The following is a 20,990-nucleotide window of genomic DNA, read 5'->3' on the forward strand; positions in this document are numbered from 1 at the left end:
CCTGTCGGGCGCGAGCCCGACGGTCTGCCCCCAAACTCCGAAGGCAGCGTGGGAGATATGCGAGAAACCACCAGCATCAACGAAATTCGCACCGCGATACGCGAGTTGTCCGCGCGCGCCGATCTTGCGCGCAAGGAGGGCCGCCCCGACGACGCCGCCGAGATCGAGCAGCGGATAGCGGGCTTCCGGGCGGAACTCAGCCGGCGGCCGTAGCCGCGTTCAGGCTCCGAGGCGCCGGAACCCGCTGCGGTGAAACACGATCGGCGCCACCTCGGCGTCGATGGTCACCTCGTTGACCCGCAGCACCACGATGGTGTGATCCCCCGCCGGGATCAGCTGTTCGACCGAGCTTTCCAGCCACAGGCCGGTGCCCTTGATGAACACCGCCCCGCTTTCACTGGACACCGTCTCCAGGCCGGCGAACCGGTCCCCGGTCTTGGCGGCCAGGGTCCGCGCCGCCTCGTCGTGAGCCTCGCCGAGCACGCTGATGCCCAGCATGGGCAGATCCTTGAGCCTGGGCCAGGTCGTCGAGGTGTTCTGGACGCAGAACGACACCAGCGGCGGTTCCAGCGAGACGGGGACAAAGGTGCTCGCCGCGAGGCCGTGCCGCGTTCCCCCGACCTCGGCGGCGATGGCAACCACCCCCGACGGGAAGTGGCCGAAGGCCTCACGAAGTGTGGACGGTGTCAGATTCTTGTTCGAGTTCACCGGAATTCATTCGCCCCTTGAGATTCGCCCCTTGAGCCGAGAACTGGATTCTCGTTCCCCGACCCTACCTGGCCAATACCCGTGCGCTGAAGGCACATCGGGGTCCGCGCGCAGTTCGGCGGCCGGCGTCGGCCCGGCCCCGCATACCGGGCACCGGCAGGGCGGCCACGCTCCCCGGGAGTTGTCAGTCGTCCCACCATCACCGCAGGTGGCGGCGGTGCCATCGGCTACCCAACCGGTTGGTTAATTAGACAATGAAATCTGGCTCACATTGACTTGCGTCGAACAGGTCCGGAGCGATATTTTAGCGGTGTTACTGGTGGGTAACTTAGACCTAGTACCCAACCACTCGAGTGGCATTCTCAACGAGGAGGAACCGTAGTGAGCCACTACAAGAGCAACGTCCGTGACCAGGTGTTCAACCTGTTCGAGGTCCTGGGCGTTGAGCAGGCTTTGGGCTCGGGCGACTACAGCGATCTGGATGTCGACACCGCCCGCGAGATGTTGTCAGAGATCAGCCGGCTGGCCGAGGGGCCCATCGCCGAGTCGTTCGTGGAGGGTGACCGCAATCCGCCGGTCTTCGACCCGAAGACCCACTCGGTGACCCTGCCGGAGTCGTTCAAGAAGTCAGTCCGCGCCGTCACGGAGGCCGGCTGGGACAAGGTCGGCATCGACGAGGTCCTCGGCGGCATGCCGATGCCCCGCGCGCTGGTATGGGCCCTGCACGAGCACCTACTGGGCGCCAACCCCGCCGTGTGGATGTACGGCGGCGGTGCCGGCTTCGCCAACATCCTCTACCACCTGGGTACCGAGGAGCAGAAGAAGTGGGCCGTGATCTGCGCCGAGCGCGGCTGGGGCTCCACCATGGTGCTGACCGAGCCGGACGCCGGTTCCGACGTCGGCGCCGGCCGGACCAAGGCGATCAAGCAGGACGACGGCTCCTGGCACATCGAGGGTGTGAAGCGGTTCATCACCTCCGCGGACTCCGGTGACCTGTTCGAGAACATCTTCCACCTGGTGCTGGCCCGCCCCGAGGGCGCGGGTCCGGGCACCAAGGGCCTGTCGCTGTTCTTCGTGCCGAAGTTCCTGTTCGACTTCGAGACCGGCGAACTGGGCGAGCGCAACGGCGTCTTCGTCACCAACGTCGAGCACAAGATGGGCCTGAAGGTGTCCGCCACGTGTGAGCTGTCCTTCGGCCAGCACGACGTGCCCGCCAAGGGGTGGCTGGTCGGCGAGGTGCACAACGGCATCGCGCAGATGTTCGAGGTGATCGAGCAGGCCCGCATGATGGTCGGCACCAAGGCGATCGCGACCCTGTCGACCGGCTACCTGAACGCGCTGGAGTACGCCAAGTCCCGCGTGCAGGGCGCCGACATGACGCAGATGACCGACAAGACCGCGCCGCGGGTGACGATCACGCATCACCCCGACGTGCGCCGTTCGCTGATGACCCAGAAGGCCTACGCCGAGGGTCTGCGCGCGCTGTACCTCTACACCGCGACCTACCAGGACGCGGCGGTTGCCGAGGCGGTCCACGGGGTGGACGCCGAACTGGCCGTCAAGGTCAACGACCTGATGTTGCCGGTGGTCAAGGGTGTCGGCTCCGAGCAGGCCTACGCCAAGCTGACCGAAAGCCTGCAGACCTTCGGCGGGTCCGGCTTCCTGCAGGACTACCCGATCGAGCAGTACATCCGGGACGCCAAGATCGACTCCCTCTACGAGGGCACCACGGCCATCCAGGCGCAGGACTTCTTCTTCCGCAAGATCATCCGCGACAAGGGTGTGGCGTTGGCCCACGTGTCGGGGGAGATCCAGAAGTTCGTGGACAGCGAGTCGGGCAACGGCCGGCTCAAGACCGAGCGCGAGCTGCTGGCCAAGGCGCTGGCCGACGTCCAGGCGATGGCGGCCACGCTGACCGGTTACCTGATGGCAGCGCAGGAGGACGTGACCAGCCTCTACAAGGTGGGCCTGGGATCGGTGCGCTTCCTGATGAGCGTCGGCGACCTGGTCATCGGCTGGTTGCTGCAGCGTCAGGCCGCGGTGGCGGTGCAGGCGCTGGACGCCGGCGCCAGCGGCGAAGAGCGCTCGTTCTACGAGGGCAAGGTCGCGGTGGCTTCGTTCTTCGCGAAGAACTTCCTGCCGCTGCTGGCCGGCACCCGCGAGGTGATCGAGACGCTGGACAACGACATCATGGAGCTCGACGAGGCCGCCTTCTAGGCCGCTTTCCGAGGTGATGAGCAAAACCCCGCTCCCGAAATGGGAGCGGGGTTTTTATCTACCGCGGTTTTTGCGGACCGCGCGGAAACAAAAAGGCCGCCGCTGGATCCCCTCACTCCAGCGGCGGCCCTTTTCGCACGCCCGGCGCGTTCTTCCGCCGCCCGGGCGACGGACTGGGGATGCCCCGTATTGCCGTCGGGGTCGGGGGGTCAGACCACAACACGGGGTCATCCGCGCACTCGGATACCCCTACGCCCGGATTACTAACCCGCTGTGACCGATGTCATGAAACCGGCGGTTCAGGCCTCCAGGATCGCGGCCACACCCTGGCCGCCGGCGGCGCAGATGGAGATCAGGGCGCGCAGCGGCTTGCCCGCGCCGCCCTTCTGATCCGCCTTCTTCTGCGCGAGCTGCTTGGCCGCCTGGGCGAGGATCCGCCCACCGGTGGCGGCGAAGGGGTGGCCGGCGGCCAACGACGAGCCGTTGACGTTGAGCTTGGCCCGGTCGATCGAACCCAGCGCGGCGTCCAGGCCCAGCCGTTCCTTGCAGTAGTCCTCCGACTCCCACGCCTGCAGGTGCGCCAGCACCACCGAGGCGAAGGCCTCGTGGATCTCGTAGAAGTCGAAGTCCTGCAGGCTCAGGCCGTTGCGGGCCAGCAGCCGCGGCACCGCGTAGGTGGGGGCCATCAGCAGGCCGTCCCGGCCGTTGACGTAGTCGACCGCTGCGGTCTCGGAGTCCACCAGGAAGGCCAGCGGGGTCAGCGAGTGGGCGGCCGCCCACTCCTCGCTGGAAACCAGCGCCACCGACGCCCCGTCGGTCAGGGGCGTCGAGTTGCCCGCCGTCATCGTCGCGTCGCCGGACTTCACACCGAACACCGGCTTGAGCTTCGCCAGCTTCTCGGCCGACGAATCCGGCCGCAGGTTGTCGTCGCGGTAGAGGCCGAGGAACGGGGTGACCAGATCGTCGAAGAAGCCCCGGTCGTAGGCGGCCGCCATGTTGCGGTGGCTGGCGGCGGCGAGCTCGTCCTGGTCGACGCGCTTGATGCCCATCTGCTTGGCGGTGATCGCCTGGTGCTCCCCCATCGACAGCCCCGTACGCGGCTCGCTGTTGACCGGGATCTCGATACCCAAAGTCGCCGGCAGCGTGCCCACCAGCCGCAGCCGCTGCACGTTGGACTTGGAGCGGCGCAACTTGAGCAGCGTGCGGCGCAGGTTGTCACCCAGCCCGATCGGCGGATCGGAGGTGGTGTCGACGCCGCCCGCCGCGGCCACCTCGTAGCGCCCGGACGCGATGCCGTCGGACGCGGCGATCGCCGCCTGCAGGCCGGTGCCGCACGCCTGTTGCAGGTCGAACGCGGGCGTGTACGACGACAGCTCGGAGCCCAGCACGCATTCGCGGGTCAGGTTGAAGTCCCGGCTGTGCTTGAGCACGGCGCCGCCGACCACCACACCCAATCGCTCGCCGGCCAGCCCGAAGCGGTCCACCAGCCCACCCAGTGCGGCGGTGAACATGTCCTGATTGGAGGCCTCGGCATATGCGCCGTCGGACCGGGCGAACGGAATGCGGTTGCCGCCCAGCACGGCGACTCGTCGCCGCTGCGAGCTGCGCTGGTTGCTTGCCTCGGAACTTGCAGGGGCCACTGTCTTCTCCGTGTATCTGCGGTCTGTTGGTTTTCCGGATGCCCGTTGGGGCCATACTACCCACTGTTCTTACTCTGAAGTAAGTTCGACCTCGATACGGTTGTGCTGTAACACACCCCCGACTGAGAAGCAGATGGAAGGTAGCTCCGGTGGCTCCCAAGGTCTCGTCCGACCTGTTCACGCAGATCGTCAACTCCGGTCCTGGATCGTTTCTGGCCAAGCAGCTCGGCGTCCCGCAACCCGAGACCTTGCGCCGCTATCGGCCCGGCGACCCGCCGCTGGCCGGGTCCCTGCTGATCGGCGGTGAGGGCCGCGTGGTCGAGCCGCTGCGCGCCGCGCTGGCCAAGGACTATGACCTCGTCGGCAACAACCTGGGTGGCCGCTGGGCCGACCAGTTCGGCGGGCTGGTCTTCGATGCCACCGGGATCACGACGCCGGAGGGGCTGCGGGGGTTGTACGAATTCTTCACGCCGCTGCTGCGCAACCTGGGCCACTCCGCCCGCGTCGTCGTGGTCGGCACCACGCCCGACGCCGCCGCCGGCCCGCACGAGCGGATCGCGCAGCGCGCGCTGGAAGGGTTCACCCGCTCGCTGGGCAAGGAGCTGCGCAACGGCACCACGGTGGCGCTGGTGTACCTGTCGCCCGACGCCAAACCCGCTGCGACGGGTCTGGAATCCACCATGCGGTTCATCCTTTCGGCCAAGTCCGCCTACGTCGACGGCCAGGTGTTCTACATCGGTGAGGCCGATTCCACTCCCCCGGCCGACTGGGAGCGGCCGCTGGACGGCAAGGTCGCCATCGTGACCGGCGCGGCCCGCGGGATCGGCGCGACGATCGCCGAGGTGTTCGCCCGCGACGGCGCCCGCGTCGTCGCGATCGACGTCGAGTCGGCCGCCGAGGCGCTGGCCGAGACCGCCAGCGGGGTCGGGGGCACCGCGCTGTGGCTCGACGTCACCGCCCCCGACGCCGTCGACAAGATCACCGAGCACCTGCGCGAGCACCACGGCGGGCGCGCCGACGTGTTGGTCAACAACGCCGGCATCACCCGGGACAAGTTGCTGGCCAACATGGATGACGCCCGGTGGGATGCCGTGCTGGCCGTCAATCTGCTTGCCCCGCTGCGCCTTACCGAGGGCCTGGTGGCCAACGGCACGCTCGGCGAGGGCGGCCGGGTGATCGGGCTGTCCTCGATGGCCGGCATCGCGGGCAACCGCGGGCAGACGAACTACGCCACCACCAAGGCCGGGATGATCGGCCTCACCCAGGCACTGGCGCCCGAGCTCTACGGCAAGGGCATCACGATCAACGCCGTCGCGCCGGGGTTCATCGAGACCCAGATGACGGCCGCCATCCCGCTGGCCACCCGCGAGGTGGGCCGCCGGCTGAACTCGTTGTTGCAGGGCGGCCAACCCGTCGATGTCGCGGAGACGATCGCCTACTTCGCCAGCCCGGCGTCAAACGCGGTGACGGGCAACGTCATCCGCGTCTGCGGCCAGGCCATGCTGGGCGCATAGCTGCGACGGGAGAACGCGATGAACCAGCCAAGCGGCCTGAAGAACATGCTGCGCGCGGCGGCGGGTGCCCTGCCGGTGGTGTCCCGCGGCAACCACCTGCCGACGCGCACGGTGGACATCGAGGAGCTGCCCATCGACCGCACGAACGTGGCCGAGTACGCCGCGGTCACCGGCCTGCGATACGGCAACGCGGTGCCACTCACCTACCCGTTCGCGTTAACCTTCCCCGCACTGATGTCGCTGGTGACCGGGTTCGATTTTCCTTTTGCCGCAATGGGTTCGGTGCACGTCGAGAACCACATCACGCAGTATCGGCCGATCGCGGTCACCGACACCGTCGGCGTGCGCGTGCACGCCGAGAATCTGCGCGAGCACCGCAAAGGCCTGCTGGTCGACCTGGTGACCGAGGTGAGCGTCGGCGTCGACACCGCCTGGCATCAGGTCACGACCTTCCTGCACCAGCAACGCACCAGCCTGTCCGACGAGCCCAAGCCGCCACCGCAGAAGCAGCCCAAGCTGCCCCCGCCCAGCGCCGTCCTGCGCGTCAGCCCCGGGCTGATCCGGCGCTACGCCGTCGTCGGGGGCGATCACAACCCCATCCACACCAACCCGATCGCGGCCAGGTTGTTCGGCTTCCCGACCGTCATCGCGCACGGAATGTACAGCGCCGCAGCCGTACTGGCGAACATCGAAGCCCGACTCCCGGACGCGGTGAAGTATTCGGTGAAATTCGGCAAGCCGCTGGTGCTACCCGGCACCGCGGGTCTCTACATCGACGAAGGCCATGACGGCTGGGACATCTCGCTGCGCAACGTCGCCAAGGGCTACCCGTATCTGACCGGCACGGTCCGGGCGCTGTAGGGCGCTTCAGCCCGAGTGCGTCGCGCCGTTCCCGCTGACCAGAAGCTTCAGGCCGTGCGCACCGACCGCGGCGGTCAGGAAGACCGCGAGCAGCCAGAGCGGCGGGCGGGCGAGCTCCCAGACGAAGATCGACGCCCAGATCGGTGAGCCCTGCGTCACGGCGAGCACCCCGGCGGCGCCCGCCAGGGAGACCGTCGGCTCGTGCAGATGCGTCCCGGCTGCCGTGTTGATCGTCAGCGCCAGCAGCGATCCGGCCGCCGCGCCGGTGGCCAGCGACGGCGTGAGCATGCCGCCGGCACCGCCCGCACGAAGGAACAGTGCGGTGAGCAACGGCTTGAGGGCGAGGATCGCGGCCGCGGCGGCCAGCGTCAGCCCGCTGGCCAGGCCGACGGTCAGGATGCTGCGGCCGTTGCCGGGCAACTCCGGCCACCAGTGCGAACAGATGCCCATGACCAGACCGGCGCCGGCGAGCGCGGGGACCAGCACCCAGGTCCGCATCTGCCTGGCCGGCCGCGCCGCCGCCATCAACCTGTTGAACGCCCACCCCACCACGACCGCCAGCGGCGCCAGGATCAGCGCCTGACCGGTCAGTTCGAAGGACAGGTTCGCGTTGGGCCAGTCCAGGATGGGCTCATCGTGCGTGGCGGCCGAGCAGACGGCCACCGCCAGGCTGGACGTGACGAGCGCGGCGCCCAGCGCCCGCGGATGCCAGGTTCTCAGCATGATCCGGGCGGAGAACAGCGCGCCGGCCACGGGAACGGCGTAGACCGCGCCGAGCCCGGCGCCGGCCGCGCACGCCAGCAGGATCTCGCGATCGCGGGTCGTCAACCGTCCCAGCCACGCCGTGCCCCAGTCACCCAGGGCGGCGGCGAACTGGCGGGGCGCCCCCTCGCGGCCCAGCGACGCGCCGGAGCCGACCAGCAACACCTGCAGCAGCGCGTCGACGCTCCAGGAGAGCCGCGGTATCGGTTCCCGGCGGGCGATGGTTTCCGCGAGCGGGGGCACCGCGGCCCTGCGCCGCAACGCCCACCAGCCCAGCCCCGCCAAGGCGCCGCCGATCATCGGCCCCACCACACGGCGCACCGGGCTGCTTGCGGCGACGCCCGCGAGCAGCGCGCCAAAGGTGTAGTGGTAGGTGAGGTGCTCGACGTAGCGCAGCACGAACGTCGCCGCCAGCCCGGCGACCCCGGCCAGCAACCCGACGATGACTACGGCGCAGAAGAAGTTGACGTTGCGGCGGGCGGGTGGTCGAGCCACATGACGAATCTAGGGGTTAGCGACCGCCGGCGGTGCGGCCGCCCTTGCCGGGTCGCACCGTCGCGGCGGCCTCCCGCTCCTCCGGCGCGCCGCGCAGGCCGTGCCAGAACAGGTTGATCATCAGCTCGGCCGCCTCGTCGGCGTCGATGTCGCCGGTGGACAGCTGGTTGGCCATCGCCTCCCCCGCACCCACCAGCGCCACCGCCATCATCTCGTTTTCGCGCTCGGTCCGCGGGGTGCGGCTGCCGGCCCGCACCAGCCCGGCGACCAGTTCGATGATCTGCTCGCGGCCCTCGCGCACCATGTGCGCGAACGCCTGCGAACTGGTGGCCTGGGTGTACATCACGATCCACGACGCCCGGTTGGCGTCGATGTATCGCATGAACGACACGATGGTGTTGCGCAGCAAGTCTTTCGGGCTCTGCGTGAAGTCGATGTCGGCGCGCACCGCGTCGATGAACCGGCCCATCTCGCGGTTCAGGCAGGCACCGAACAGGTCCTCCTTGGAGCCGTAGTACAGGTAGAGCATCGGCTTGGAGATCTGCGCTTCGGCGGCGATGGCGTCCATCGAGGTCTCGTGGTAGCCGTTGACCGAGAACATCTGCACCGCGGCGTCGAGCATTTGCTGTTCGCGAACAGCGCGCGGTAAGCGCTTGGTGCCACCCGCCATCGCATGCCTCTCTTAGCCCCGCTATCTGACTCCAGGGTAAGCAACGCGCCGCACGCGCACAGGCGTTCTAGTGGCCGCAGGCGGGGCTGCGGCCTTTCATCGTCGCCACCCGCCCGAGCGCCTCGTCGACCCGCTGGGCGGGCAGTTCGCCGGCGGCCACCGCCTTCTGCAGCCGGTCCAGGACGGCGGGCACCTCGTCGGTGGTCACCCACAGCGCGACGTCGGTCCCGGCCTGCAGGGTGCGCAGCACCGCCTCGGCGACGCCGTACCGGTCGGAGATGGCGCCCATGCTGGACAGGTCGTCGGTGAACACCGGGCCGTTGAACGGCGGGCCGCCGTAGCCGACGCCGTCCCGCAGCAGCTGCACGGCGGCGCGGCTCAGGCTGGCCGGCTCGTCGCCGGTCAGGCCGGGCACCTGCAGGTGGCCCAGCATCACCGCCACCGGGGATGCGGTCACCAGCGTGCGGTAGGGCACCAGGTCGACGTTCTGCAGGTCGGCCAGGGGCGGCGTCACCACGCCGCCGGTGTGCGAGTCGCCCGAGCCGTGCCCGTGGCCGGGGAAGTGCTTGAGCACCGGCAGCAGCCCGGCGTCCCGCAACCCCTGCGCGTACGCGCCGGCGTAGGCGGTGACCGTGTTGGGGTCGCCGCCGAACGAGCGGTCCCCGATCACGCCGCTGGTGGCGTCGGTGACGTCGACGACGGGGGCGAAGTCGACCGTGATGCCCAGGTCTTTCATCTTCTTGCCGCGCTCGGCCGCCAGGTCGTGGACCTGGGCCACGGTCTGGGTCTGGGCCAGTTCCCGCGGTGACGGTGCCGCGCCGATCAGCGACCGCAACCGCGACACCCGGCCGCCCTCCTCGTCCACGCTCACCGCCAGCGGGAGCGGCCCGGCCTTCGCCGCGATGTCGGCCAGCGGCCCCTTGAAGATCGACAGGTCCGTCCAGCTGCCGATGAAGATGCCGCCGACGTGGTAGCCGTCGACCACCGACCGGGCGTCATCGGCGTTCTTGACACCCACCATCAACAACTGGGCCAGCTTGTCGCCGACCGGCAGCTTGGTGAGGTCACCGCATGCCGGCGGTACGGGCGCGGCCGACGGCTTGCTGACCGAGGCCGACGGGCCCGGAGGCCGCGCGGCGTGGTGAGCGCAGCCCGCCAGCAACGCCGACACGGACGCGAGCACGGCCAGGGTGCGCGAAAATGACATCGGGCCATGTTTTCATGGCGCTATCCGGGCCCGCGGAGCTGGGGAGCGACGGGGTCTTCGTCGGGGGTTTCCTTCTTCGGGCGCGGGGGCATTCCTGGGCTGGTGCCAGCGGGGCTAGGGGGCAAGATGCCAGCGATGACCGGTTTCACCCTGGCCGCCGCGGCCAGCATCGCGGTCGGTCTGTCGGTCGGTTTCGCGACGACCGTCGGCGTCACGCTGGCCGTCGCCGAGCATGCGGCGCCGGTGCGGGGCCGCCCGGCGCTGCCGATCCCCCTCGGCCCCGGTCAGGTGCAGTACGGCGACCGCTGCTTCCACGGGCACTGCCTGCCCTGACCAGGGCACGGGGGCCGCGAACGCGCTTCTGCTAGGTTGTCGCTAGGCCGTCGCCACGTATCCCGATGCTTGAAGGAGCCGTTGATGAACCGGATCATTGCGCCCGCCGCCGCGAGCGTGGTGGTCGGGCTGTTGCTCGGCGCGGCGGCGATCTTCGGGATCACCCTGATGGTGCAGCAGGACACGAAACCGCCACTCCCCGGGGGCGATCCGCAGTCGTCAGTGCTCAACCGGGTCGAGTACGGCAACCGTAGCTAGCGGGCGCAGCGGGTCGCCGCCACCGGATCCGGCGGCCATAGCGGAGGCCGGCCCGCCCGTCTCGTGTTCGCCGGCCGCGCCCCTTTCGCGCCGGTGGATGTGGGTGGTCGGTGCGATCGCCCTGCTGCTGACCTTCGCGCAGTCGCCCGGGCGGGTCTCCCCCGACACCAAGCTCGACCTCACCGCCAACCCGCTGCGCTTCCTGGCCCGGGCCACCAACCTGTGGAACAGCGAGCTGCCGTTCGGGCAGGCGCAGAATCAGGCCTACGGGTACCTCTTCCCGCACGGCACGTTCTTTGCGATCGGCCACCTGCTTTCGGTGCCCGGGTGGGTCACCCAACGGCTGTGGTGGGCGCTGCTGCTCACCGTCGGCTTCTGGGGTCTGTTGCGGGTCGCCGAGGCGCTGGGGATCGGCAGCCCGGCGTCGCGGGTGATCGGCGCCGCCGCGTTCGCGCTGTCGCCACGGGTGCTGACCACGCTGGGCTCCATCTCGTCGGAGACGCTGCCGATGATGCTGGCGCCGTGGGTGTTGCTGCCCACGATCCTGGCCCTGAAATCGGGGGGGCGGGTGTCCACCGACCGGTCGGTCCGGGCGCTCGCCGCGCGGGCCGGCGTGGCCGTCGCGTTGATGGGCGCGGTGAACGCGATCGCCACCGTGGCCGGCTGCCTGCCCGCGGCGATCTGGTGGGCCTGTCACCGGCCGAACCGGCTGTGGTGGCGCTACACCGGCTGGTGGCTGGTGGCGCTGTTCCTGGCGACGCTGTGGTGGGTGGTGGCGCTGGTGCTGCTGCGGGCCATCAGCCCGCCCTTCTTGGACTTCATCGAGTCCTCCGGGGTGACGACGCAATGGTCGTCGCTGACCGAGATACTGCGCGGCACCGACAGCTGGACCCCGTACGTCGCGCCGACCGCCACCGCGGGCGCGCCGCTGGTGACCGGCTCGGCGGCCGTGCTGGCCACCTGCCTGGTCGCGGCGGCGGGGCTGGCGGGGCTGGCCAGTCCGGCGATGCCGGCCCGCGGCCGGCTGGTGACGATGCTGCTGGCCGGCGTGCTGTTGATCGCGGCCGGCTACAGCGGCGGGCTGGGCTCGCCGGTGGCGCACGCGGTGCAGGCGTTCCTGGACGCCGGCGGCGCGCCGCTGCGCAACGTGCACAAGCTGGACTCGGTGGTCCGTATCCCGATCGCGCTGGGCCTGGCCCAGGTACTGGGCCGCGTCCCGCTGCCCGGCCGGGGGCCCGCCTCGGCGTGGCTGCGCGCGTTCGCCCACCCCGAGCGCGACAGGCGGGTGGCGGTCGCGATCGTCGTGCTGACGGCGCTGATGGTGAGCACCTCGCTGGCGTGGACCGGGCGGCTGACCCCGCCCGGCACCTTCAGCGCGATACCCCGGTACTGGCAGGAAACCGCCGACTGGCTCGACCGGCACAACACCGGGACGCCGGTCCCCGGCCGGGTGCTGGTGGCCCCGGGCGCGCCGTTCGCCACGCAGGTGTGGGGCACCAGCCATGACGAGCCGCTGCAGGTGCTCGGCGGCAGCCCGTGGGGCGTGCGCGACTCCATCCCGCTGACCCCGCCGCAGACCATCCGGGCGCTGGATTCGGTGCAGCGCCTGTTCGCCTCCGGGCGGCCCTCGGCGGGTCTGGCCGATACTCTTGCGCGGCAAGGCATTTCGTATGTGGTGGTGCGCAACGACCTGGACCCTGACACGTCGCGGTCGGCCCGCCCCCTGCTGGTGCACCGCGCCGTCGCCGGATCTCCGGGGCTGCAGAAGGTGGCGCAGTTCGGCGAGCCGGTGGGACCGGGCACCCTGGCGGGCTTCGTCGCCGACAGCGGGCTGCGTCCGCGGTATCCGGCCGTCGAGATCTACCGGGTGGCGGCCGCCGGCGATCCGGGCGCGCCGTACTTCGCCGACGTCGACCGGCTGCCCCGGGTGGACGGCGGACCGGAGGTCCTGCTGCGCCTCGACGAGCGCCGCCGGCTGCAGGGCCGTCCGCCGCTGGGTCCGGTGCTGATGACCGCCGACGCGCGCGGCGCCGGTCTGCCGGTGCCGACGGTGACCGTCACCGACACCCCGGTGGCGCGCGAGACCGACTACGGCCGGGTGGACCACCATTCGTCGGCCATCCGGGCCGACGGCGACGCGCGGCACACCTACAACCGGGTGCCCGACTATCCCGTCCCCGGGGCCGACCCGGTCGTCGGTGCCTGGACGGGCGGACGCGTGACCGTGTCGAGCTCGTCGTCGGATTCCACCGCGATGCCCGACGTCGCGCCGGCGACCTCCCCCGTCGCGGCGGTCGACGGCGACCCGGCGACCGCGTGGGTGTCCAACTCCCTGCAGGCCGCCGTCGGGCAGTGGCTGCGGGTCGATTTCGACCACCCGGTGACCAACGCGGCGATCACGCTGACCCCCAGTGCGACCGCCGTCGGCGCGCAGGTGCGCCGCATCCTGCTGGAAACGGCGACCGGCAGCACGACCCTGCGCTTCGACGAGCCCGGCAAGCCGCTCGCCGCGGCGCTGCCCTACGGCGAGACGCCGTGGGTGCGGATCACCGCCGCGGGCACCGACGATGGCTCTCCCGGCGTGCAATTCGGCATCACCGACCTGTCGATCACCCAGTACGACGCGTCCGGGTTCGCCCACCCGGTCGAGCTGCGGCACACCGTGCGGGTCCCCGGGCCGCCGCCCGGTTCGGCCGTCGCGGGCTGGGACCTGGGTTCGGAATTGCTCGGCAGACCGGGTTGCGCGCCGACGCCCGACGGCGTGCGCTGCGCGCCATCGATGGCTCTGGCGCCGGAAGAGCCGGTGAATCTCAGCCGGACGCTGACCGTTCCGGCCCCGGTGGCGGTGACCCCGCTGGTGTGGGTGCGGCCCCGACAGGGCCCCAAGCTGGCCGACATGGTCGCCGAGCCGAACACCACCCGGGCGCGGGGCGACTCCGACCTGGTCGATGTCCTGGGCTCGGCGTACGCGGCGACCGACGGCGATCCGGCCACCGCGTGGACCGCGCCGCAACGGGTGGTGCAACACAAGAGCGCGCCCACGCTGACGCTGACCCTGCCGCGGCCCACCGAGGTCACCGCGCTGCGGCTGGTGCCCAGCCGGTCGGCGTTGCCCGCGCACCCGAGGATGGTGGCCGTCAACCTGGGTGACGGCCCGCAAGTGCGCGCGTTGAAGCCCGGTGAACCGCAGACCATCCCGCTCAACCCCCGGGTGACCGACACCGTCACCGTCAGCCTGCTGGACTGGGACGACGTCATCGACCGCAACGCGCTCGGCTTCGACCAGCTCAAGCCGCCCGGACTGGCCGAGCTCGCGGCGCTGGGCGCCGACGGCAACCCGATCGCGCCGGCCGACGCCGCCCGCGACCGCGCGCGAGAGATCGCCGTCGACTGCGATCACGGCCCGGTGATCGCAGTCGCGGGCCGGTTCGTGCACACGTCGATCCGCACCACCGTCGGCGCGCTGCTCGACGACGAGCCGATCGCGGCGCGGGCCTGCGACCGCGACCCGATCGCGCTGCCGGCGGGCCAGCAGGAGCTGCTGGTCAGCCCGGGCGCGCAGTTCGTCGTCGACGGCGTCGACCTGTCACCGGCCGGCCAGCGCGGTACCCCGCCCGCCGCCGCCACGGTGCCGGCCTGGCGGGCGTGGGGCCCGGACCGTCGGGAAGTGCAGGCTCCCCCGTCGACCACGTCGCGGGTGCTGGTGATTCCCGAAAGCATCAACCCCGGATGGGTGGCGCGCACCGCCGCCGGAGCCCGGCTGACGCCGGTGGCCGTCAACGGCTGGCAGCAGGGCTGGGTGGTGCCGCCGGGCGACCCCGGCACCATCACGCTGACCTTCCCGTCCAACGCCCCGTACCGGGCGGGGTTAGCGGTGGGGCTGGCCTTGCTGCCGCTGCTGGCCCTGCTCGCGCTGTGGCGCACCCGGCGCGGTCGAGTCGACGACCCGCCCGCCCGGCCGTGGCAGCCGGGGGCATGGGCGGCGGTCGGGGTGCTGGCCTGCGGGGCGGTGATCGCGGGCGCGGCCGGGGTGGCCGTGGTCGGCGCCGCCCTGGGCCTGCGGTACGCGCTGCGGGGTCGGCGCCTGGACCGCGCGACCATGGCGCTGAGCGCCGGCGGGCTGATCCTGGCCGGGGCCGTGCTGTCCCGGAATCCCTGGCGGTCGGTCGACGGCTATGCGGGACATTCCGCGAATGTTCAGCTGCTGGCGCTGATTTCGCTTGCGGTGCTCGCCGCTTCGGTGGTGACCATGCCGGCTCGGCCACAACGCGACGCACGCTGACCTGATGCACCCAGACCATCGCGGTGCCGCCCGCCCACTCGGGGCCACTTTCACCCGATACAGCTAGTATCGTTGAAGTGACGAATCCGCAGGAGGCACCGCAGGAGCCGTCGGTATGGGCGCGTCCGGGCAGTACGAGTTCTGCGGCCCAACCTGCGGCCCCGGCCGAGCCGCCGACCACGGAGATCCCTCCGGCTTACGCCGATGGCACGGGTGAACCACCCGACCGGCTCACTATCCCGCCAACCGCACAGCCCTATTCGGCCGTGCCGCCGTACGCCCGGCCGCCGTCGCAGGTCATGCCGGCCTCACAGAAAACCGGACACCGCTTCATCCGCCGCCTCATCGGCGACCCGCTGTCGATCACCTTGATTCTCGTCATCGTGCTGGCGCTACTCGGAATAGGCCTGATCGGAGCCGAACTCTACGTCCGCAAGCGCGTCGGCGACGCGGTGGCCGCGGCGGTCGAATGCGAGGTGAAGGACACGGCCACGGTGTCCTTGGGCCCCACCCCATTCCTGTGGCAGCATTTGACCGGCCACTACACCGGCATCTCCATACACACCGCGGGAAACCAGATCCGCGGCGGCAAGGGCATGAAGGCCGATATCACCGTCAACGACGTCGACCTGCATGGCAACGCCAAGTCGAAAGGAACCATCGGCGCGCTGGACGCCACGGTCGCCTGGACGTCGGATGGCATCAAGGAAACCGTGGGGGACGCGGTTCCGGTTGTGGGCGGCCTGATCGACAGCATCAAGACCGACCCCAGTGCCGACACGATCCGGCTCAGCGGTCCGCTGGGTCTGGGCAGTATCACGCTCAAGCCGCGCAGTACCGGCGGCAAGCTGGGGCTGGAAGTCGTGAAAATCAACGCGATGGGCGCCCCGCTGCCCCGCGAGAGCGTGCAGACGGCGCTCGACGTCTTTACTTCGCGGCTGACGAAGGCCTATCCCCTGGGTGTCCGTGCCGACAGCGTGTACGTCACCGATGACGGTGTGCTCGGCCATTTTTCGGCGCGCAATGCCGCGATCCCGGCAAGCAAGTGTTTGGCCCACATTTAGCGCGGATACCCGCGGCCGCAGCGGTCGTGACACGGCGCGACCGATTCAATCGTCGTCAATGGTGACAAGCGCTCCGCACCGGCGCCGTAACAAATTACTCTCGGGTGTTGGCTACCGGTTTACCGGCTGGTTGACTGGATATGCGGGTCTGAGTGACCGCCACCGTCCGAGGAGTTACGGCCATGGGCTGGTTTTCCGCACCCGAATATTGGCTCGGCAGACTAGTGCTCGAGCGCGGTGTCGCCGTGGTGTACCTGCTGGCCTTCGTCGCGGCCGCGGCCCAGTTCCGCGCGCTGATCGGGGAGCACGGGATACAGCCGGTCCCCCGGTTCCTTGCCCGGCAGTCGTTTTGGCGGGCGCCGAGCCTGTTTCACCTGCGCTACTCCGATCGGCTGTTCGCGGCGGTGTCGTGGTTCGGTGCCGCGGTGTCGGTGGCGATCGTCGCAGGCGGGGCCGACGCGGTGCCGCTCTGGGCGGCGATGCTGATGTGGCTGACACTGTGGGTGCTCTACCTCTCGATCGTCAACGTCGGGCAGACCTGGTACGCGTTCGGCTGGGAGTCGCTGCTGCTGGAGACCGGCTTTCTGATGATCTTCCTCGGCAACGACCGGGTGGCGCCGCCGCTGCTCACGCTGTGGATGGCCCGGCTGCTGCTGTTCCGGGTCGAGTTCGGTGCGGGGCTGATCAAGATGCGCGGCGACCCGTGCTGGCGCGACCTGACGTGTCTGTACTATCACCACGAGACGCAGCCCATGCCGGGGCCGTTGAGCTGGTTTTTCCACCACCTGCCCAAGCCGCTGCACCGAATTGAGGTGGCGGGCAACCACTTCTCGCAGCTGGTGGTTCCGTTCGGGTTGTTCGCGCCGCAACCGGTCGCCAGCATCGCCGCGGCGATCATCGTGATCACCCAGCTGTGGCTGGTGGCGTCGGGCAACTTCGCCTGGCTGAACTGGGTGACGATCCTGTTGGCGTGCAGCGCGATCGACGACTCATCAGTGACCGCGTTGGTGGGCTTGCCCGCCCATCGCGCGTTTTCGTCGACGCCGCTGTGGTTCGCGGCGGTGGTCATCGTGTTCGCGGCGGCGGTGCTGTTCATGAGCTACTGGCCGGTGCGCAACATGCTGTCGTCGCGGCAGCGAATGAACATGTCGTTCAACTCTTTTCATCTAGTCAACACCTACGGTGCATTTGGCAGCATCGGGCGCGTCCGCCACGAGGTGGTGATCGAGGGCACCGAGGACACGCGGCTTACCGAGCAGACGGTGTGGAGGGAATACGACTTCAAGGGCAAGCCGGGCGCCGTGCGCCGGCTGCCGCGACAGTGGGCGCCCTATCACCTGCGCCTGGACTGGATGATGTGGTTCGCGGCCATCTCTCCCGGCTACGCACAGCCCTGGCTGACCCCGTTCCTGGAGCGCCTGCTGCGCAACGACCGGCCCACGCTGCGCCTGTTGCGGCACAATCCGTTTCCGGATGCCCCACCGCGGTATGTGCGCGCACGGCTCTACGAGTATCGCTTCACCACACCCGCCGAGCTGCGGCGCGAGCGGGCCTGGTGGCATCGGACCCTGATCGGCGGCTACGTCCGACCGATGGCGCTGCCGACGGCGACGTCACAGCGCGGCTGAGCTAGGCCGCGTCGTCGTCATCGTCGTCGTGGCGGAGGAGTTTCTCGGGGTGGTGGTAGGTGTTGGTGCGGGGTTGGCCGTTGTCTTGGTGGGGTGGGGGGATCCATTCGGTGTCACCTTTGGTGTTTTTGCGGGTGGTCCAGCCGTCGGGTTTGAGCATGCGGTGGTGGGGTCCGCAGGCGAAGGTGAGGTTGTCGATGTCGGTGCGTCGGCACTGGGTCCAGTCGGTGACGTGGTGGACTTCGGAGAAGTAGCCGGGCACGGTGCAGCCCGGGGCGGTGCAGCCGCGGTCCTTGGCGTAGAGCATGATTCGTTGGCCGCGGGTGGCCAGGCGTTTGGTGTGATACAGGGCTAGCGGTGTGGCGTTGTCGAAGACCGCCAGGTAATGATGCGCGTGGCGGGCCAGCCGGATCACGTCACTGATCGGGAGCCGGGTGCCGCCACCCGTGCGCCCGGTGCCGGCGGCGGTCTGCAGCTCAGCCAACGTGGTGGTGATGATGATGGAGGCCGGTAAGCCGTTGTGCTGGCCCAGTTTTCCCGAGGCCAGCAACCCACGCAGGCCGGCCAGCAGCCCGTCGTGGTCGCGTTGCGCGGCGCTGCGGGCGTCGTGGTCGATGGCCTCTTGGCTGGGGGCGCCGTCCGCGCAGGGCGTGTCGTCGAGGGGGTTGCACATGCCCGGGGCGGCGAGTTTGGCCAGCACCGCCTCCATGGTGGCGCGCAACTCCGGGGTGAGCAGGCCGCGTAGCTCGGACATGCCATCGGGGCCTTGCTTGCCCAGTGTGAGGCCGCGGCGCCGGGCGCGGTCGTCGTCGGTGTAGGTGCCGTCGGGGTTGAGGCAGTCGGCGACGTGGTCGGCGAGTTCGGCCAGTTGTTCGGGGCGGTACTGCGTTCCGTGGGCGGCCAGGTCGGCCTCGACGGCTTGGCGGGTGGCGACGTCCACCCAGCCGGGCAGGTGGTGAAAGAACCGGCGGATCACGGCGACCTGGCCGGTGCCCAGTGTCCCGGCGCGTTGGGCGGCGGCGGTGGCCGGCAGGATCGGCGCCAACGGTTCGCCGGTCAACCCGTGCCGCGGGCCCAGATCACTGGCTTCTTTGACCCGCCGGGAGGCTTCGGCGCGGCTGATCAGCGTGGCCTCGGCGATCGCGTGGGACAGCTTGCCGCCGAGCTCTTCTGGCGTGGCCTGGCGGGAAAGGGAATTGATGACCGGATGTTCGATGGCCGGCAGTTGGCGGCGCGCCTTCTCGCAGCGCTCCAGCACCGCCAGCTGTTGCTGGACGTTCATCGCGTCGACCGGTAACGCGCGAGCGCGAGCCAAGACGGCATCGAGGTCGTCGAACACCGCGACGGCCTCGGCATCACCACCCGAACTCATGCTCCCAAACTAGCCACCCCCACCGACAAAAAGCGGTCCGAAATCGCCATAGATGCACACTCGGCAAAAGCGTCCGAAATCTGGCCCCTCTCGGGGCCGCCCCGAGGACGCGTGACCACACGACGCTGGCCTGCGTGATTATAAGGACCTAAGCCCCTCTTCACCTCCGGGCTGCTACACCTCACATATCTGCAGCCAGAGATCCAGGGACAGCCGCCGGGGTTGCGGCTGCCGCCGAACACCGGCGTCTGCCCGCCCTTGGCCTGGATGTGTCCGTGAATTACAGCGTCTCGTCCAGCTCGCCGAGCCGGTCGGTCAACCGCAAATTCTCCGAGTAGTCGACCGGGCAGGCGATCACCGAGACGCCGTCGTCGTCGAGCGCGGCACGCAGTGTGGGTAACAGTTCCTCGGCGCTGTTGATCCGATATCCCTTGGCGCCGAAGCTTTCCGCGTACTTCACCACGTCGGGGTTGCCGAACTTCACGTAGTAGTGCGCGCCGAGCTCGAGGTCCATCTTCCACTCGATCAGCCCGTAACCGCCGTCCTCCCAGATCAGCACCACCAGCGGTATCCGCTCGCGGACGGCGGTCTCGATCTCCTGCGAGTTCATCAGGAACGCGCCATCGCCGACGACGGCCAGCACCTTCGTGTCGGGCCGCGCCAGCTTCACACCGAGCGCGCCGGGTAGGGCAAAACCCATGGTGGACAACCCGTTCGACACCAGGCAGGTGTTGCACTCATACGTCGGGTAGAGCCGCGCCATCCACATCTTGGTCGCGCCGGTGTCGACCAGGACCACGTCGCTGCGCCCCAGCGCCGCGCGCGTGTCGGCGACCACCCGTGCCGGGGCCAGCGGGTAGCGCGAATCCTGTTCCCCGCGCGAGAATTCCTCTTCGAGCAGGCCGTGGCCGGGAACCTCCGGATCGGCCTCGTAGGCGTGGCCGTCCAGCCCGACGGTCAACGCGTCCAGCGAGGCGCTGATGTCGCCGATGATCCCGACGTCCACCGAATAGTGCGCGTCGACCTCGGCCGGGAACCGGTGGATGTGGATGATCTTCTTGTCGGCCTGCGGGTTGATCCGGACGGGGTCGAACTCCTGCAACTCGTAGCCGACGGCGATCACCACGTCGGCGTTGTCGAAGCCGAAGTTCACGTAGTCGTGGCGCATGAAGCCGATGGTTCCGATGCTGTTGGGATGGTCGTCGGGCATCACGCCCTTGCCGTGGAAGGTGTTGGCCACCGGGATGCCGAACTGCTCCGAGAACCGGACCAGCGCCGCCGTGGCGTTGCCGCGGGCGGCGCCGTGCCCGGCCAGCACCACCGGCCGCTTGGCCTTGCGCAGGATGTCGACCGCACGCTCCACCTGGCCGGGCGCGGGCGCATCCGGGCGAACGACGTTGCGCGGCAACGGTGTCAGGTCGTAGTCGGTCTCGTCGGCGTCGATGTGCTCGGGCACCGCGAGATAGACCGCGGCCGGGCGTTCGGTCTCGGCGACCTTGAACGCCTTGCGGAACATCTCCGGGATGGCCCGCGCGGTGGGGACGCCGGCGGCCCACCGGGTGATGGGCGCGAACATCGACACCAGGTCGACGTACTGGTGTGACTCCTTGAACTCCCGGTCGTGACCCACCTGCGCGGAGATCGCGACCAGCGGGGTGCTGTTGGTGGTGGCGTCGGCCACGCCGAGTTGCATGTTGATCGCGCCCGGCCCCAGGGTGCTCGACACCACCGCCGCCCGCCCGGTCACCCGCCCGTACATCTCGGCCATGAAGGCCGCGCCCTGCTCGTGCCGGGTCAGCACATAGCGGATGCTCGAGGCGGCCAGCGCCTGCACGAACCGGATGTTCTCCTCTCCCGGCAGGCCGAAGACCACGGAAACACCCTCGTTTTCCAGGCACTTGACCATCAGCTCGGCGGCTTTACTCATCCGGCACCTCCCTTGAGGGAACGATAGTGGCAGGCTGGATGTTGGACCTTTC

At 69.8% G+C, this 20,990-nt stretch carries 16 protein-coding genes; 9 read left to right on the forward strand and 7 right to left on the reverse strand.

The window, feature by feature from the left end; translation table 11 throughout:
- The first annotated feature begins 57 nt into the window (after window positions 1–57).
- Window positions 58–213 carry a hypothetical protein gene (locus tag U8D42_RS20125; RefSeq protein WP_169716541.1) on the forward strand — a complete coding sequence of 52 codons (156 nt, stop codon included), beginning with the start codon at window positions 58–60 and terminating at the stop codon, window positions 211–213.
- A 6-nt stretch (window positions 214–219) separates the two neighbouring features.
- Here U8D42_RS20125 and U8D42_RS20130 read toward each other — a convergent pair whose 3' ends face one another.
- The gene (locus tag U8D42_RS20130) at window positions 220–708 is read right to left on the reverse strand and encodes a flavin reductase family protein (protein WP_085242581.1); all 489 of its coding nucleotides are present in this window, start codon (window positions 706–708) and stop codon (window positions 220–222) included.
- A 381-nt stretch (window positions 709–1,089) separates the two neighbouring features.
- Between U8D42_RS20130 and U8D42_RS20135 the strand changes: the two genes are divergently transcribed.
- Window positions 1,090–2,925, forward strand: coding sequence for an acyl-CoA dehydrogenase (locus U8D42_RS20135; RefSeq protein ID WP_085242582.1), 1,836 nt, complete (start codon window positions 1,090–1,092; stop codon window positions 2,923–2,925).
- 299 nt (window positions 2,926–3,224) lie between these two features.
- On the opposite strand, the gene U8D42_RS20140 is transcribed toward U8D42_RS20135, so the two are convergent.
- On the reverse strand, window positions 3,225–4,565 hold the full coding sequence (locus tag U8D42_RS20140; RefSeq protein WP_085242583.1) for an acetyl-CoA C-acetyltransferase: 1,341 nt from the start codon (window positions 4,563–4,565) through the stop codon (window positions 3,225–3,227).
- Window positions 4,566–4,714: 149 nt separating this feature from the next.
- Between U8D42_RS20140 and U8D42_RS20145 the strand changes: the two genes are divergently transcribed.
- A complete protein-coding gene (locus U8D42_RS20145) occupies window positions 4,715–6,079 on the forward strand; it encodes a 3-oxoacyl-ACP reductase (RefSeq protein ID WP_090419963.1) in 1,365 nt (454 codons plus the stop codon).
- Window positions 6,080–6,097: 18 nt separating this feature from the next.
- The gene (locus U8D42_RS20150; RefSeq protein WP_322858468.1) at window positions 6,098–6,940 is read left to right on the forward strand and encodes a MaoC/PaaZ C-terminal domain-containing protein; all 843 of its coding nucleotides are present in this window, start codon (window positions 6,098–6,100) and stop codon (window positions 6,938–6,940) included.
- Window positions 6,941–6,946: 6 nt separating this feature from the next.
- Here U8D42_RS20150 and U8D42_RS20155 read toward each other — a convergent pair whose 3' ends face one another.
- The 3 genes from U8D42_RS20155 to U8D42_RS20165 form a co-directional block, all read right to left on the reverse strand.
- Complete coding sequence (locus U8D42_RS20155) at window positions 6,947–8,197, reverse strand: chloride channel protein (protein WP_322858467.1); 1,251 nt, start codon at window positions 8,195–8,197, stop codon at window positions 6,947–6,949.
- A 16-nt stretch (window positions 8,198–8,213) separates the two neighbouring features.
- Entirely contained in the window at window positions 8,214–8,867 is a 654-nt protein-coding gene (locus U8D42_RS20160; RefSeq protein WP_085242587.1) for a TetR/AcrR family transcriptional regulator, read from the reverse strand.
- Window positions 8,868–8,934: 67 nt separating this feature from the next.
- Entirely contained in the window at window positions 8,935–10,074 is a 1,140-nt protein-coding gene (locus tag U8D42_RS20165; RefSeq protein ID WP_085242588.1) for a glycoside hydrolase family 3 N-terminal domain-containing protein, read from the reverse strand.
- 135 nt (window positions 10,075–10,209) lie between these two features.
- Here U8D42_RS20165 and U8D42_RS20170 point away from each other — a divergent pair, with 135 nt between their 5' ends.
- The 5 genes from U8D42_RS20170 to U8D42_RS20190 all read left to right on the forward strand — a co-directional run bounded on the left by U8D42_RS20170 (window position 10,210) and on the right by U8D42_RS20190 (window position 17,639).
- Window positions 10,210–10,407 (forward strand): DUF2613 domain-containing protein, encoded by a 198-nt coding sequence (locus U8D42_RS20170; protein ID WP_085242589.1) that lies wholly within the window; start codon window positions 10,210–10,212, stop codon window positions 10,405–10,407.
- 84 nt (window positions 10,408–10,491) lie between these two features.
- Window positions 10,492–10,665: a DUF2613 domain-containing protein gene (locus U8D42_RS20175; protein ID WP_065443914.1), complete on the forward strand. Its 174-nt coding sequence runs from the start codon at window positions 10,492–10,494 to the stop codon at window positions 10,663–10,665.
- A gap of 97 nt (window positions 10,666–10,762) precedes the next feature.
- The gene (locus U8D42_RS20180; RefSeq protein ID WP_322858466.1) at window positions 10,763–14,947 is read left to right on the forward strand and encodes an alpha-(1->3)-arabinofuranosyltransferase; all 4,185 of its coding nucleotides are present in this window, start codon (window positions 10,763–10,765) and stop codon (window positions 14,945–14,947) included.
- 266 nt (window positions 14,948–15,213) lie between these two features.
- Window positions 15,214–16,011 carry an LmeA family phospholipid-binding protein gene (locus U8D42_RS20185; RefSeq protein ID WP_322858465.1) on the forward strand — a complete coding sequence of 266 codons (798 nt, stop codon included), beginning with the start codon at window positions 15,214–15,216 and terminating at the stop codon, window positions 16,009–16,011.
- A gap of 182 nt (window positions 16,012–16,193) precedes the next feature.
- Entirely contained in the window at window positions 16,194–17,639 is a 1,446-nt protein-coding gene (locus U8D42_RS20190; RefSeq protein WP_322858464.1) for a lipase maturation factor family protein, read from the forward strand.
- 1 nt (window position 17,640) lies between these two features.
- On the opposite strand, the gene U8D42_RS20195 is transcribed toward U8D42_RS20190, so the two are convergent.
- Window positions 17,641–19,011, reverse strand: coding sequence for an HNH endonuclease signature motif containing protein (locus U8D42_RS20195; protein ID WP_322858463.1), 1,371 nt, complete (start codon window positions 19,009–19,011; stop codon window positions 17,641–17,643).
- 280 nt (window positions 19,012–19,291) lie between these two features.
- Complete coding sequence (locus U8D42_RS20200; protein ID WP_322858462.1) at window positions 19,292–20,938, reverse strand: acetolactate synthase large subunit; 1,647 nt, start codon at window positions 20,936–20,938, stop codon at window positions 19,292–19,294.
- Between the last annotated feature and the right edge of the window lie 52 nt (window positions 20,939–20,990).

It is taken from the genome of Mycobacterium europaeum (assembly GCF_034555895.2).
Lineage (GTDB): Bacteria > Actinomycetota > Actinomycetes > Mycobacteriales > Mycobacteriaceae > Mycobacterium > Mycobacterium europaeum.

Bases quoted from the DNA above. Each gene is read 5' to 3' on its own strand.
- U8D42_RS20150 (WP_322858468.1), top strand. From the start codon at position 6,098: ATGAACCAGCCAAGCGGCCTGAAGAACATGCTGCGCGCGGCGGCGGGT.
- U8D42_RS20125 (WP_169716541.1), top strand. From the start codon at position 58: ATGCGAGAAACCACCAGCATCAACGAAATTCGCACCGCGATACGCGAG.
- U8D42_RS20165 (WP_085242588.1), bottom strand. From the start codon at position 10,074: ATGTCATTTTCGCGCACCCTGGCCGTGCTCGCGTCCGTGTCGGCGTTG.
- U8D42_RS20190 (WP_322858464.1), top strand. From the start codon at position 16,194: ATGGGCTGGTTTTCCGCACCCGAATATTGGCTCGGCAGACTAGTGCTC.
- U8D42_RS20175 (WP_065443914.1), top strand. From the start codon at position 10,492: ATGAACCGGATCATTGCGCCCGCCGCCGCGAGCGTGGTGGTCGGGCTG.
- U8D42_RS20200 (WP_322858462.1), bottom strand. From the start codon at position 20,938: ATGAGTAAAGCCGCCGAGCTGATGGTCAAGTGCCTGGAAAACGAGGGT.
- U8D42_RS20195 (WP_322858463.1), bottom strand. From the start codon at position 19,011: ATGAGTTCGGGTGGTGATGCCGAGGCCGTCGCGGTGTTCGACGACCTC.
- U8D42_RS20180 (WP_322858466.1), top strand. From the start codon at position 10,763: ATGTGGGTGGTCGGTGCGATCGCCCTGCTGCTGACCTTCGCGCAGTCG.
- U8D42_RS20170 (WP_085242589.1), top strand. From the start codon at position 10,210: ATGACCGGTTTCACCCTGGCCGCCGCGGCCAGCATCGCGGTCGGTCTG.
- U8D42_RS20160 (WP_085242587.1), bottom strand. From the start codon at position 8,867: ATGGCGGGTGGCACCAAGCGCTTACCGCGCGCTGTTCGCGAACAGCAA.